Annotated in this window: 10 protein-coding genes; all 10 read left to right on the top strand. The window is 73.1% G+C overall.

What is annotated here, in order from left to right; translation table 11 throughout:
- Nucleotides 1-72: 72 nt before the first annotated feature.
- The 10 genes from VF202_06930 (at nt 73) to VF202_06885 (ending at nt 13,272) form a co-directional block, all read left to right on the top strand.
- Nucleotides 73-1,401: a nucleotide sugar dehydrogenase gene (locus VF202_06930; GenBank protein ID HEX7039823.1), complete on the top strand. Its 1,329-nt coding sequence runs from the start codon at nt 73-75 to the stop codon at nt 1,399-1,401.
- Nucleotides 1,398-2,477, top strand: a complete 1,080-nt coding sequence (locus VF202_06925; GenBank protein ID HEX7039822.1) for an NAD-dependent epimerase — start codon at nt 1,398-1,400, stop codon at nt 2,475-2,477. The genes VF202_06930 and VF202_06925 overlap by 4 nt, the downstream gene beginning before the upstream one ends.
- On the top strand, nt 2,477-3,589 hold the full coding sequence (locus VF202_06920) for a glycosyltransferase (protein ID HEX7039821.1): 1,113 nt from the start codon (nt 2,477-2,479) through the stop codon (nt 3,587-3,589). Before VF202_06925 ends, VF202_06920 begins: the two co-directional genes overlap by 1 nt.
- Entirely contained in the window at nt 3,586-5,016 is a 1,431-nt protein-coding gene (locus tag VF202_06915; GenBank protein HEX7039820.1) for a hypothetical protein, read from the top strand. The genes VF202_06920 and VF202_06915 overlap by 4 nt, the downstream gene beginning before the upstream one ends.
- Nucleotides 5,001-6,017 (top strand): glycosyltransferase family 2 protein, encoded by a 1,017-nt coding sequence (locus VF202_06910; protein HEX7039819.1) that lies wholly within the window; start codon nt 5,001-5,003, stop codon nt 6,015-6,017. The genes VF202_06915 and VF202_06910 overlap by 16 nt, the downstream gene beginning before the upstream one ends.
- Before the next feature lie 9 nt (nt 6,018-6,026).
- Entirely contained in the window at nt 6,027-7,217 is a 1,191-nt protein-coding gene (locus VF202_06905) for a DegT/DnrJ/EryC1/StrS family aminotransferase (GenBank protein HEX7039818.1), read from the top strand.
- On the top strand, nt 7,199-7,906 hold the full coding sequence (locus VF202_06900) for a sugar transferase (GenBank protein ID HEX7039817.1): 708 nt from the start codon (nt 7,199-7,201) through the stop codon (nt 7,904-7,906). Before VF202_06905 ends, VF202_06900 begins: the two co-directional genes overlap by 19 nt.
- Nucleotides 7,903-9,240 carry a glycosyltransferase gene (locus VF202_06895; GenBank protein ID HEX7039816.1) on the top strand — a complete coding sequence of 446 codons (1,338 nt, stop codon included), beginning with the start codon at nt 7,903-7,905 and terminating at the stop codon, nt 9,238-9,240. Before VF202_06900 ends, VF202_06895 begins: the two co-directional genes overlap by 4 nt.
- Before the next feature lie 31 nt (nt 9,241-9,271).
- Entirely contained in the window at nt 9,272-11,161 is a 1,890-nt protein-coding gene (locus VF202_06890; protein HEX7039815.1) for an ABC transporter ATP-binding protein, read from the top strand.
- A 239-nt stretch (nt 11,162-11,400) separates the two neighbouring features.
- Nucleotides 11,401-13,272 carry a nucleoside-diphosphate sugar epimerase/dehydratase gene (locus VF202_06885; GenBank protein HEX7039814.1) on the top strand — a complete coding sequence of 624 codons (1,872 nt, stop codon included), beginning with the start codon at nt 11,401-11,403 and terminating at the stop codon, nt 13,270-13,272.
- The last annotated feature ends 5 nt before the right edge of the window (nt 13,273-13,277 follow it).

Raw genomic sequence — 13,277 nt, 5'->3', positions numbered from 1 at the left:
TTCGGCGGCTTCCGCCTCCCCTCATCGCGCTCATGACCCGGGCGTAGAGAGTGCTGGCGGAAGGGGCCACAGGTGGAGCCAGTCACCATCCCACGCCGCGTCAGAGCGACGGCCAGGACGACGCCCGTCAAGGAGCGTGTCGCCGTGCTGGGCCAGGGCTACGTCGGCCTGCCCGTGACCCTCGCCTTCGCCCGCGAGTTCCCCGGCACCGTGGGCTTCGACGTCGACCGCGCCAAGGTCGCCAGGCTCTCCGCCGGCCTCGACACGACCGGGGAGACCTCGCCGCAGGAGCTGGCGTCGACGCGCGTGCGCTTCACCGCCGACGAGACCGACCTGCGCGGCGCCACGTTCTTCGTCGTGGCCGTCCCCACGCCGATAACCCCCGACAGGCGGCCCGACCTCTCGCACCTGCGCGCCGCCTCCGAGACCGTGGGGCGCGCCCTCGCGCCGGGCGCCGTCGTCGTCTACGAGTCCACCGTCTACCCCGGCGTGACCGAGGAGGTGTGCGGCCCGATCCTGGAGCGCGCCTCGGGCCTGCGCCGCGGGGTCGACTTCAAGCTCGGCTACTCGCCGGAGCGCATCAACCCCGGCGACGGCGAGCACACCCTGGACAAGGTCGTGAAGGTCGTGGCGGCCGAGGACGAGGCGGCCCTCGAGCGCGTCGCCGCGGCCTACGAGCGCATCGTCCCGGCCGGCGTCTACAGGGCGAAGAGCATCAAGGTCGCCGAGGCGGCCAAGGTCATCGAGAACACCCAGCGCGACCTCAACATCGCGCTGATGAACGAGCTGGCCATGATCTTCGACAGGCTGGGCATCGACACCCACGACGTCCTGGAGGCCGCCGGCACCAAGTGGAACTTCCTGCCGTTCCGGCCCGGCCTGGTGGGCGGACACTGCATCGGCGTCGACCCCTACTACCTCACGGCCAAGGCCGAGGAGGTGGGCTACGCCCCGCGCGTGATCCTCGCGGGACGGCGCATCAACGACGGCATGGGCGCCTTCGTGGCGCAGAAGCTGGTGCGTCTGCTGGCCGCGGGCGACAAGCCCCTCAAGCAGAACCGCGTGGGCGTGCTGGGGCTGACGTTCAAGGAGAACGTGCCCGACCTGCGCAACAGCCGCGTGCCAGACATCGTCGCGGAGCTGGCGTCCTACGGGATCCGCGCGCTGGTCCACGACCCGCTGGCCAGCGCCGAGGACGCCAGGTGCGTCTACGGCATCGAGCTGCAGCCGCTGTCCGCGCTCGCCGACCTCGACGCCCTCGTGCTGGCCGTGCCCCACCGCGAGCTGGTGGCGGAGGCCGCCCGGCCGGCCCGCTTCCTGCGGCCGGGCGGAGCGCTCATCGACGTCAAGGGGGCCCTGCGCGGCGCCGACCTCGGCGACGTGCTGTACTGGAGCCTATGAGCGAACGCGGGCTCGAGGGCGCCCCGCCCGCCGCGGGGGCGCCCGGTGCGCGCACCGTGCTCGTCACCGGGGCCGCGGGGTTCATTGGCTTCCACCTCGCCCAGCGCCTGCTGGAGCGGGGCGACGTGGTCGTGGGCGTCGACAACCTCAACGACTACTACGACGTCTCGCTCAAGGAGGCGCGTCTGGGGCTCCTGCTGCGCCACCCCGCCTTCTCGTTCCACCGCGTCGACCTGGCGGACGAGGCCGCGCTGACGAGCGTGTTCGCCGCGGCGCGGCCCGCCGTCGTCGTGAACCTGGCGGCCCAGGCGGGCGTGCGCTACTCGCTGGTGAACCCGCGCGCCTACGTGAGCAGCAACCTGGTCGGGTTCGCGAACGTGCTCGAGGGCTGCCGTCACCACGGCGTGGGGCACCTCGTCTACGCCTCGACCTCGTCCGTCTACGGGGCGAACACCAGGGTGCCGTTCTCGGTGCACGACAACGTCGACCACCCCCTGAGCCTCTACGCCGCCACCAAGAAGGCCAACGAGCTCATGGCGCACACCTACGCCCACCTCTACGGCCTGCCGTGCACCGGCCTGCGCTTCTTCACCGTCTACGGTCCGTGGGGCCGGCCCGACATGGCGCTGTTCCTGTTCACGAAGGCGATCCTCGAGGGACGACCCATAGACGTCTTCAACCACGGGCGCATGAGCCGCGACCTCACCTACGTCGACGACATCGTCGAGGGCGTCGTGCGCGTCATGGCCTGCCCGCCCTCGCCCGATCCCACCTGGAGCGGGGAGCGGCCCGATCCGGGCACGAGCCGGGCGCCCTACCGCGTCTACAACATCGGCAACTCCGAGCCCGTGGAGCTGCCGCGGCTCATCGCCACGCTCGAGCGCGAGCTCGGGCGCGAGGCCGAGAAGAACTACCTGCCCATGCAGCCGGGCGACGTGCCGGCGACCTACGCCGACGTCTCCGACCTCGAGCGGGACTTCGGCTTCCGCCCCTCCACGCCCCTGGAGGAAGGGGTGAGGCGCTTCGTGCGCTGGTACCGGGAGTTCTACGGCAGCGGGCCCGCCCAGGGCGCGTGATGGTCAGGTCGGCTGACGGCCGCCTGGCCGTCGACAGGAGCCAGGTCGTGGAGGTCACGGCCCAGTCGCGGTCGCGCGTGCTGCTGGCCGGCGACCTCGCCGCGGCCGGCCTCGGCAGGCCGACCCTCCTCGAGCGCCTGGCCGGACGCCTGCGGCGCTCCGGCGACGTCGTCGTGACGACCTCCTCGCGCCCCGGACGCCTCTGGCGCGTCGCCGACATGCTGATCACGGCGTGGAGCGCGCGCTGGCGCGTGGACGTGGCCGTGGTCGAGGTCCACGGGCAGGGCGGTCTGCGGCGCGCCGAGGTCCTGACGGGCATGCTCGCCCGCGCCGGCGTGCCCGTCGTCCACCTGCTGCGCGGCGCGGGGCTCGCCGACGTCGCCGCCGAGGAGCCCGCCAGGCTGCGGCGCCTCCTGTCCTCGGGGTCCGCCTCGGTCGCCCTGACCGGCCACCTCTACGAGGCGCTGGCCCACCTGGGCGGCGTCACCGAGGTCATCGCCGACCCCGTCGAGGCCGGCGCCTACCAGTTCCGCGCGCGGCGCGCCCTGCGCCCGCGGGTGCTGTGGGTGTGCGGCGACGGCCCGCTGGGCGAGCCGGCCGACGCGGCCGCGGCCCTGCAGGCCCTGTGCGAGGCGCGCGCCGACGCGACCATGACGCTGGTGACGCCGCCCGGCGCGCTGGCCGCCGGCGGCGCCCGCGAGGCCGCGCGCCGCCGCGGCGTGGAGGGCGGTCTGCACGTCGCCGACCCGCTGCGCCCTCCGCCCACCAGCGAGCTGCTGGCGGCGCACGACGTGCTGGTCAACGCCGTCGACGTCGACGACGCGCCCATCGGCCTGGGCGAGGCGATGGCCGCGGGCCTCTGCGTCGTCAGCGTCGACTGGGGCGGGGCCCAGTACCTGGTGGCGGACGGCGTGGACGGCCTGCTGGTGCGCCCGCGCGACCCCGCCGGCGCGGCGGGCGCCGTGGCGCGGCTGCTCTCCGACCCCGACCTCGCCGAGGGCCTCTCCCGCGCCGCCCGCAGCAAGGCCGAGACGCTCGATTGGTCGCGGGCGCTGCCGCGCTGGCGCGGGCTCCTCGCTAGGGTCGTGACCCGAGGGGGCGAGGCCCGATGAACCTGAAGACGCTGCTCATGCCGGTGTACCGACGCGCCCCCGCCCGCCTGCGGGAGCTGGCCGGCACCGTCTACGGACGCTACCTCTCCTCCTGGCGCTACGGCCCGGAGACCGAGGAGCTGGTGGCCGAGGCGCACGCCAGGGAGGGTTGGGACGCCGAGCGCTGGCGCGCCTACGCCGCCGAGCGGCTGGCCTCCCAGCTGAGGAACGCCGCCGCGAACGTGCCCTACTACCGCGAGGCCTGGCGCCTCAGGCGCGCCGCGGGCGACGACTCGCCCGTCGAGGACCTCGCGAGCTGGCCCGTGCTGAAGAAGGAGGAGGTGAGGAGGCGCCCCGAGGCCTTCCTGCGCGACGGCGCCAGGCCGTCCGCCCTCTTCCGCCTCGCCACCAGCGGCACGACGGGCACGCCGGTGACGACGTGGCGGGACCGCGGCGCGATGCGCGCCTGGTACGCGCTCACCGAGGCCAGGTGGCGGCGCTGGTACGGGGTCACGCGCCACGACCACTGGGCGATGCTGGGCGGGCAGGAGGTCGTGCCCGTGGAGCAGGACCGGCCGCCCTACTGGGTGTGGAACGCGGCCGGCGGGCAGCTCTACATGTCGAACCTGCACGTCAAGAGAGCAAACGCACCGGCCTACCTGGAGGCGATGCGCCATCATGCCGTCGTGTACGCCTACGCCTACTCGTCCTCCGCGGCGGAGCTGGCACGCTACGCCCTCGAGGACGGGTTGGAGGCGCCGCGGCTGCGCGTCGTCGTGACGAACGCCGAGCCGCTCCTACCCTGGCAGCGCGAGGTCATCGCCGGCGCGTTCGGCTGCCCCGCGCGCGAGAGCTACGGCATGTCGGAGGCGGTGGCGGGCGCCAGCGAGTGCGAGCACGGCGTGCTGCACCTGTGGCCGGAGGCCGGCCACGTCGAGGTGCTCGCCGACGACGCCGACGAGCCGGTCGCGCCGGGAACCACCGGGCGGCTCGTGTGCACCGGCCTCCTCAACGAGGTCATGCCGCTGGTCCGCTACGAGGTCGGCGACCGCGGCGCCGTCGTCGACGACGCCGGGCGCTGCGCCTGCGGGCGCGACATGCCCCGCCTCGTGGCCCTCGAGGGGCGCAGCACCGACAACCTCGTCACGGCCGACGGGCGCCGCGTCTTCTGGGTCAACCCCGTCTTCTACGACATGCCGGTCCACGAGGCGCAGGTGGTGCAGGAGGAGCTCTCTCGCGTCGTCGTGAACGTGGTGCCGGCCGCGGGCTTCGGCCCCGAGCACGAGCGGGAGATCGCCGCGGGCCTCAGGCGCCGCCTCGGCGACGTCGCCGTGGAGGTGAGGCGCCTGGACGCGGTGCCGCGCGGACCGAACGGCAAGTTCAAGGCGGTCGTGAGCCGCGTCGATGCCCGGGGACGCGACGAGGGGGCCCCTTGGAACGCCGCGTGACGGTGGTGATGCCGGTGCGCAACGAGGCCGCCTACGTCGAGAGGGCCATCAGGTCCGTGGCGCGCGCCGGCAGCGCCCTCGACGCCCTCGAGGTCATCGTCGTGGACGGCATGAGCAGCGACGGCACGCGCGAGGTCGTGGAGCGACTGGCCGCGGAGGTGCCGGGGCTCAGGCTCGTCGACAACCCCGAGCGCACCGTGCCCTACGCGATGAACCGCGGGGTGATGGCCGCCAGCCACGACGTCGTCGTGCGCGTCGACGGCCACGCCGAGGTGCACCCAGACTTCCTCGAGGAGTGCCTCGCGGCGCTCGAGGCTCACCCCGAGTGCGCCTGCGTGGGCGGCCGGATCGAGAACGTCGACCTGGGGCCGGTGTCCGCGGCCATCTCCCTGGCCATGGGCTCGCCGTTCGGCGTGGGCAACGCCCGCTTCCGCACCGGCGGCGACGACGGCTACGTCGACACCCTGGCGTTCGGGGCCTACCGCAAGGCCGACCTGCTGAGGGTCGGCCTCTTCGACGAGGAGCTGGCCCGCAACCAGGACGACGAGCTGAACTTCAGGCTCCTCAAGGCCGGCCGCCTGATCTGGTTCACGAACCGCATACGGTCGCGCTACTTCGTGAGGGCCAGCTACGCCAAGCTGTGGCGGCAGTACTTCCAGTACGGCTACTGGAAGGTGTACGTGAACCGCAAGCACGGCACCGTGACGAACCTCCGGCAGTTGGCGCCGCCGGCGCTCATAGTGTGGCTGGTGGCGACCCTGGCGGCGGGAGCCTTCTGGGCGCCGGCGCGCTGGGCGCTGGTGGCCACGCTGGTCGCCTACGGCGCGGCCGCCCTCGTCGCCGCCCTGGCCCGCACCCGCGAGCCCGCGGCCCTGCTCAGGACCGTGGCGGCGTTCGGGGTGCTGCACGCCGCGTACGGCCTCGGCTACCTGGCCGGGCTGCGCGACTTCGTGATGCTGGGACGCAGGCCCTCGGCGCGCAGCGCCGAGCTGAGCCGGTAGAGGAGAGCCATGGCACGCGACACGTTCCTGCCGTTCTCGCCCCCTGCGATAGGGCAAGAGGAGATCGACGAGGTCGTCGCCGCGCTGCGGTCCGACTGGATCACCACGGGCCCGCGCACGAAGGAGTTCGAGCGCGCCTTCGGCGCGTACGTCGGGGCGCCGGGCGGCACGTCGCTGATGCTCAACTCGTGCACCGCCGGCCTGCACGTCGCGCTCGTCACCCTCGGCATCGGGCCGGGCGACGAGGTGATCGTGCCCACCCTCACCTTCGCCGCGACGGCGAACGTCGTGGAGCACGTGGGCGCCAAGCCCGTGCTCGTAGACGTGCTGCCCGACACGCTCTGCATCGACCCGTCCGCCGTGGAGGCCGCCGTCACGCCCCGCACGCGGGCCGTGATGCCCGTGCACTACGCCGGTCAAGCCGCCGACCTCGACCCGATCTTCCGGGTCGCCGAGAGGCACGGCCTGCACGTCGTCGAGGACGCCGCCCACGCCGTGCCGACCCGGTACCGCGGGCGCCTCGTCGGCAGCCGCGAGAACCTCGCGTCCTTCTCCTTCTACGCGACGAAGAACCTGACGACGGCCGAGGGCGGGGCGCTGACGGGCAGCCCCGAGCTGCTCGAGAGGGCGCGCGTCATCGGGCTGCACGGCATGTCGGCCGACGGCTGGAAGCGCTTCGACAGGTCGGGCTCGTGGCAGTACGACATCGTGATGCCGGGCTTCAAGTACAACATGACCGACGTCCAGGCCGCCCTGGGCCTGCGGCAGCTCGAGAGGCTGGCGTCGTTCCACGCGCGCCGCCGCGAGGTCGCGCGGCGCTACACGGAGGCGTTCGGCTCCGACGAGCGGTTCCAGGCGCCGGTCGAGGCCGACTACGGCGAGAGCGCGTGGCACCTCTACGTGCTGCGCCTGGCGCGCCTGCCCGGGCTCGACCGCGACTCGTTCGTCGAGGAGCTCAAGCGGCGCAACATCGGCTTCAGCGTCCACTACCGCCCGCTGCACATGATGAGCTACTACCGCGACAAGTACGGCTACGACGAGGACGCCTTCCCCGTCGCCAAGGACGCGTTCGAGCGCATGCTGTCGCTGCCGCTGCACCCTCGCCTCACCGACGAGGACGTCGAGGACGTGATCCGCGAGGTCAAGGACGTCGCTGCGGCGCAGCTGGAGGCCGCGTCGCGGTGGCTGGCGGTGCCCTGAGCGCCGCGCGCCCCGCCGCGCTGGGCGGGACGGTCAAGCGGGCGCTCGACGTCGTGCTCTCGGCGGCGGCGCTCCTCGTCCTGTCGCCGCTCCTCGCGCTCGTGGCCGTGGCGGTGCCGCTGGCGAGCCCCGGGCCCGCCCTCTACAGGGCGCGCCGCGTCGGCGTGGGCGGCAGGCCCTTCACCATGTACAAGTTCCGCACCATGCACTTGGGCGGCGGCGGGGCGCCCATCACCGCGGGCGACGACCCGCGCGTGTTCCCGCTGGGCCGCCTCCTGCGGCGGCTGAAGGTCGACGAGCTGCCCCAGCTCTTCAACGTGCTCAGGGGCGACATGTCGCTGGTCGGCCCGCGCCCGGAGGACCCGGACATCGTCGCGCGGCACTACTCCCCGGCGCACATGGAGACGCTGGAGGTGCGCCCGGGGATCACCAGCCCCGGCAGCGTCTACTACTACGCCGTGGGCGAGGAGACGCTCCAGCACGGCGACGCCGTCGACGCCTACGTCGAGCGCCTCCTGCCCGTGAAGCTCGCCCTCGACATCGTCTACGTGCGGGAGGCGTCCCTGGCCTACGACCTCTCCCTGGTCATCAGGACCGCGTCCGTGATCCTCGCCAGGGCGGCCGGCCGCAGGCGCTTCCCCGACCCGCCGGAGCTGCGCCGGGCGCGGGACGTGTACGGCCTCCTATGACCCGCGTCGGGGGGGACGTCCGGGGCGTGGCCGGACCCTGGCCGCAGGAGGGCGCGCCGGCGGCCCTACCCGAGCGCCCCCTCGACGTCGTCGTCGTGACGACGCGGTTCCCCGCGCCGGCCGAGACCTTCGCCTCGTCCCGCGTCAGGTCGCTCCTGGAGGCCGGCCACCGGGTGAGGGTCATGTCGTACAAGCCGCCCGACCCCGGCTGGGAGGGCCTCGTCGCCGAGCGGAGGCTGGAGGCGGCCGAGCTCCTCGCGAACGGGCCGGGCGAGACGGTCTCGGGCCTGGCCGCCTCCCTGTTCCGGCCGGCGGTCCTCGCCCGGTCCCTGGCCTGGCTCGCGCGCACCTGCGCCAAGGAGCCCGTCCACCTCGCGCGGGCCCTGGCCGCGCTGCCCTTCGCCTTCAGGGCCCTCGAGCTGCTGGAGCTGGACACCCCCGACGTCGTGCACCTCGAGTGGGGCCACTACCCCGCCGTGCTGGTCCCGCTGCTGCGCTGGCGCGGTCTGCCGTGCGTCGTCTCGCTGAGCCTCGTGGCCTACGACATCTACCGCGGCTTCCCCGGCACGAGGACCGCCGCCGCGCTGGCCGACGTCGTGCGGACGCAGGCCCGCTGCAACGTGCCGGAGATCGTCGCCGCCACGGGACTCGAGCCCTCGCGCGTCGAGCTGGTGCCCGACGGCGTAGACACGGCCCGCATCGCGGCGGTCGCCCGCCGGACGGCCAAGGTGCCCGGACGCGTCGCCGTCGTCTCGCGCCTGGTGCCGGCGAAGGGCGTCGACGACGCCCTGCGGGCGTTCGCCGCGGCCAGGAGGACGAACCCGCACGCGACGCTGCGCGTGATGGGCACCGGCCCCGCCGAGGACGCGCTGCGACGCCTCGCGGCGGAGCTCGGCGTGGACGACGCCGTGGCGTTCCTCGGCCACGTCGCACACGACCGGGTGCTCGAGGAGCTGGCCGCGTCCGAGGCCCTGCTCCACCTCTCGCACATGGAGCGCCTGCCCAACGCCGTCAAGGAGGCGATGGCCTGCGGCTGCGTCGCGATCACGACGCGGACCTTCGGCATCGAGGAGCTCGTGCGGGACCGCGAGACCGGCTACCTCGTGGAGGTCCACGACCACGCCGCCGCGGGCGCGTCGCTGGCGCGGGTGCTGGCCCGGCCGGAGGCGCACGCGGCCATGCGCGCGGCGGCGGCGGCACTGGTGGGGGAGACGATGGACCACGCCGCCTCCGTGCGCAGGCTCGTGGACCTGTGGCGCCGCGCCCTCGACGCTCGGGGGGCAGGCGGGCGCGGCGACAGGCGCCATGCCTCTCATGGCGCCGTCACGAGATGAGACGGGGCAGGGGCCTATCATGCGACGGCCCATGACCAGACGAGAGCCGAAGCTACCGCCCGTGGCGGGGACCGCGCACGAGTCCAAGGGGGTGGTCGAGGCCGCCGCCAAGCTGCTCGCGCTCATGGACGCGCGCGAGCGCCGGCGCTTCCTCCTGCTGCTGCCGGCCGTGACGGCCATGGCCCTGCTGCAGGTCGTCGGCATCGCCTCGGTGCTGCCGTTCCTCGCCATCGTCACGGACCCCACCGTGGTGGAGAGCAACCGCCTCCTGGCCAGGGCGTACGACCTCCTCGGGTTCACGAGCCTGAACTCGTTCCTCGTCTTCGCCGGCGCGGCGGCGCTGGTCCTCCTGGTCGTGGGCAACGGCTTCACGGCGTTCGTCGAGTGGCTGCTGCTGCGCTACTCGTGGAACCTCAACCACAACCTGTCGGTGAAGCTGCTGCGCGAGTACCTCGCCAAGCCGTACGTGTTCTTCCTCGACCGCAACACGGCGGGTCTGGCGACGAACATCCTCTCGGAGGTCAAGCAGGCCGTGCGCGGGTTCGTGCTGGCGGCCCTGCAGCTCATCACCAGGAGCATCGTCACGCTCTTCGTCCTCGGCCTGCTCCTGGCCCTCTACCCCCTGCTGGCCCTCATGACGTTCGGGTTCCTCGGCGCCGCCTACGGCGTGACGTTCCTGTTCGTGCGGCGCGGCATGGCCGAGTCCGGCCGCCTGCGCTCGCAGGCAGACAGGGCGCGCTTCCAGGCGGCGTCCGAGGCGCTCTCCGGCATCAAGGACATCAGGATCCTCGGCCGCGAGGAGCCGTTCCTGCGCCGCTTCGCGCGCCACTCGCGCGTCTACGAGAAGCAGATGGCGCGCCAGCAGGTCATCGCCTCCGTGCCCCGCTACGCCTTCGAGACGATCGCGTTCGGCGGCATGCTGATCATCGTCCTCGTCCTGCTGCTGCGCGGCCACGGCGTGGCGGACATCGTGCCCACCCTGGGCGTCTTCGCCTTCGCCACGATGCGCCTGCTGCCCGCGCTGCAGAGCCTGTTCGCCTCGCTCACGGCGCTGCGGTTCAGCACCCCGTCGATCGACGTCCTGCACCGCGACCTCGAGGCGCTGGGCCGGCACCCGGCGCCGACCCGACCGGTGGAGCCGCTGCCCTTCGGCAGGTCGATCGAGCTGCGCGGCGTGAGGTTCACCTACCCCGGCGCGCTCCGGCCGGTGCTCGACGGCTTCGACCTGCGCATCGAGGCCAACACCACGGTCGGCCTGGTGGGCGCCACCGGCTCGGGCAAGACGACGACCGTCGACATCCTCCTCGGCCTGCTCGAGCCCGAGGAGGGCCAGCTCCTCATCGACGGTGTGCCCGTCACGGACGAGAACCGACGCGCCTGGCAGGCGAACCTCGGCTACGTGCCGCAGCAGATCTACCTCGCCGACGACACGATCGCCGGCAACATCGCCTTCGGGGTCAGGCGCGAGGACATCGACATGGCGGCCGTCGAGCGGGCCGCGCGCCTGGCCAACGTGCACGACTTCATCGAGAGCGAGCTGCCGGCCGGCTACCAGACGATGATCGGCGAGCGCGGCGTGCGCCTCTCGGGCGGTCAGCGCCAGCGCCTCGGCATCGCGCGCGCCCTCTACCACGACCCCAAGGTGCTGGTCTTCGACGAGGCCACGAGCGCCCTCGACAACGTCACCGAGGAGAGCATCTTCAGGGCGGTCAGCGAGCTGGGCAGGAGCAAGACGATCGTGATGATCGCTCACCGCATGTCGACGGTGCGAGGCTGCGACGTGATCTACGTCCTTGACCGCGGGACGGTTCAGGCGCAGGGTACGTACGACGATCTCCTCGCGACGAGCCCCCTGTTCAGGGCGATGGTCAACGCGGGGGCTATCGAGAGCGTCGACAGGGAGCACGCGGCGGCTTCATGAGGGGCCCGAAGCGCGCTCATCACGAGGTTAACACGCGTCGGGAACACAATGGCGCGTCCTGGAGGCAGGCGTTGTCCGACCGAACTACTTCCCCGACTCAGACCTTCGTGTCGACCGAGAGCCTGTCCCGCGGCGGTGGGGTCCCGATGAGCGAGGGCGACGGGGGCGAAGCCGGTGCGGCCGGACGGACGGCCGCCGGTCCCGCGAGGAGCCGGCGCTCGCGCCGCCTATCGCGGCGCATGGCCGGCAGGCTGGCCTTCGACGCCGTGGCGGTCATGGCGGGCACCCTCCTGGCCTTCGTGCTGCGGCTCGAGCGCCTGCCCGACGCCCAGCCCTTCCTCATCGCCCTCGCGGTGTCGCTGGCCCTCAAGGCCGTGGCGTACTTCTCCTTCGACCTGCACCGGCGCTCGTGGAGCAACGTGTCGTTCAGGGACCTGGGCGCGCTCGCCCTGCTGGGCGGGTTCGTCGTGGTCGTGGGCTCCGCGGCGCTCGTCGCCGGCGGGCCCGCGGTGGGCATCCCGCGCTCCGTCGCCGTGCTCGACGGCACCGTCACGTTCCTGCTCATGGCCGCCGTGCGGGCCGCCGCCCGCTACCGGCACGAGCAGCACCAGGCCACGGTCGTGGGGCCCGACTTCCGCAAGCGCGTGCTCGTCGTGGGCGCCGGCGAGGCCGGCGCGCTGGTGGCGCGCGAGCTGCTGCGCCACCCCGAGACCGGCATGAAGCCCGTCGCCTTCCTCGACGACGACCCCTCGAAGGTCGGCCAGCGCGTCGCCAGCGTGCCCGTACTGGGGCGGGTGGCCGACGCCGCGCGCGTGATCCTCGAGCGCGAGATCGACGAGGTCCTCATCGCCATCCCCTCGCACGGCGGCAACGAGGTGCGCAACGTCATCGAGCAGGTCAGGCGCGCCCGGCCGAACCTCACCTACAAGATCGTCCCCGGCATGTACGAGGTCCTCGCCGGCAAGGTCGACCTGAAGCGCATACGCGAGGTCGACATCGAGGACCTGCTCGGCCGGCCGCCGGTGCAGCTCGACGTGGGCAGCATCCTCGGCTACCTGCGCGGCAAGCGCGTGATGATCACCGGCGCCGGCGGCTCGATAGGCTCCGAGCTCGTGCGCCAGATCTGCCGCTTCGAGCCGGCGGAGCTGATCCTCTTCGGGCACGGCGAGAACAGCATCTACACGCTCGAGCGCGAGCTCGACCGCGACTGGCCCGAGGTGCGCTACCACGGCGTGATCGGAGCGATCCAGAACGGCGCCCGCCTCGACTACGTCTTCAGCCGCTACCGCCCCGAGGTCGTCTTCCACGCCGCGGCCCACAAGCACGTGCCGCTCATGGAGGAGAACCCGGAGGAGGCGATCTTCAACAACGTCGTCGGCAGCCGGAACCTCGTCCAGATGGCGCTGAAGTACGGCGTCTCGCACTTCGTGAACATCTCGACGGACAAGGCCGTGAACCCCACGTCGGTGATGGGCGCGACCAAGCGGCTCGTCGAGTACCTGGTGCAGGACGCCGCCAGGCGCGCCGGACCGGATCAGCGGTTCGTGTCGGTGCGCTTCGGCAACGTGCTCGGCAGCCGCGGCAGCGTCATCCCCATCTTCAAGGCCCAGATCGCCGCCGGCGGGCCCGTCACGGTCACGCACCCCGACATGGTGCGCTACTTCATGACGATCCCCGAGGCGGCGCAGCTCGTCCTGCAGGCCTCGAGCCTCGGGCGGAACGGCGAGGTCTACATCCTCGACATGGGCGAGCCCGTCAAGATCCTCGACCTCGCCCGCGACCTCATCCGCCTCTCGGGCCTGCGGCCCGACATCGACGTCCCGATCCGCTTCACCGGCATGCGCCCGGGCGAGCGCCTGGTCGAGGAGCTGATGACCGAGAAGGAGCAGGGTTCGCGCACCCGGCACGAGAAGATCTTCGTGGCCCGCGCCGAGCCGATGGACCCCCAGACGCTCTACGCCGCCGTCGACGCGCTGCAGGACGCGGCGCAGCGGGGCGACCACCAGCGCATCAGGGCGCTGCTCGAGGCCTACCTCGAGGGCTGCAGCTTCAGGGGCGCGCAGGAGTCCGCGGCGCCGGGCGCGGGCCTGGCTCCGGCCGCGGCCGGCTGAAGCCG

The organism is Trueperaceae bacterium (assembly GCA_036381035.1).
In the GTDB taxonomy this organism is placed as follows: Bacteria; Deinococcota; Deinococci; order Deinococcales; family Trueperaceae; genus DASRWD01.
This window is presented reverse-complemented; position numbering and strand designations above follow the sequence as displayed.

What these genes read in the sequence shown, in the direction of transcription:
- VF202_06925 (HEX7039822.1), top strand. Translation starts at nt 1,398, where the DNA reads ATGAGCGAACGCGGGCTCGAGGGCGCCCCGCCCGCCGCGGGGGCGCCC.
- VF202_06920 (HEX7039821.1), top strand. Translation starts at nt 2,477, where the DNA reads ATGGTCAGGTCGGCTGACGGCCGCCTGGCCGTCGACAGGAGCCAGGTC.
- VF202_06915 (HEX7039820.1), top strand. Translation starts at nt 3,586, where the DNA reads ATGAACCTGAAGACGCTGCTCATGCCGGTGTACCGACGCGCCCCCGCC.
- VF202_06905 (HEX7039818.1), top strand. Translation starts at nt 6,027, where the DNA reads ATGGCACGCGACACGTTCCTGCCGTTCTCGCCCCCTGCGATAGGGCAA.
- VF202_06895 (HEX7039816.1), top strand. Translation starts at nt 7,903, where the DNA reads ATGACCCGCGTCGGGGGGGACGTCCGGGGCGTGGCCGGACCCTGGCCG.
- VF202_06890 (HEX7039815.1), top strand. Translation starts at nt 9,272, where the DNA reads ATGACCAGACGAGAGCCGAAGCTACCGCCCGTGGCGGGGACCGCGCAC.
- VF202_06885 (HEX7039814.1), top strand. Translation starts at nt 11,401, where the DNA reads ATGGCCGGCAGGCTGGCCTTCGACGCCGTGGCGGTCATGGCGGGCACC.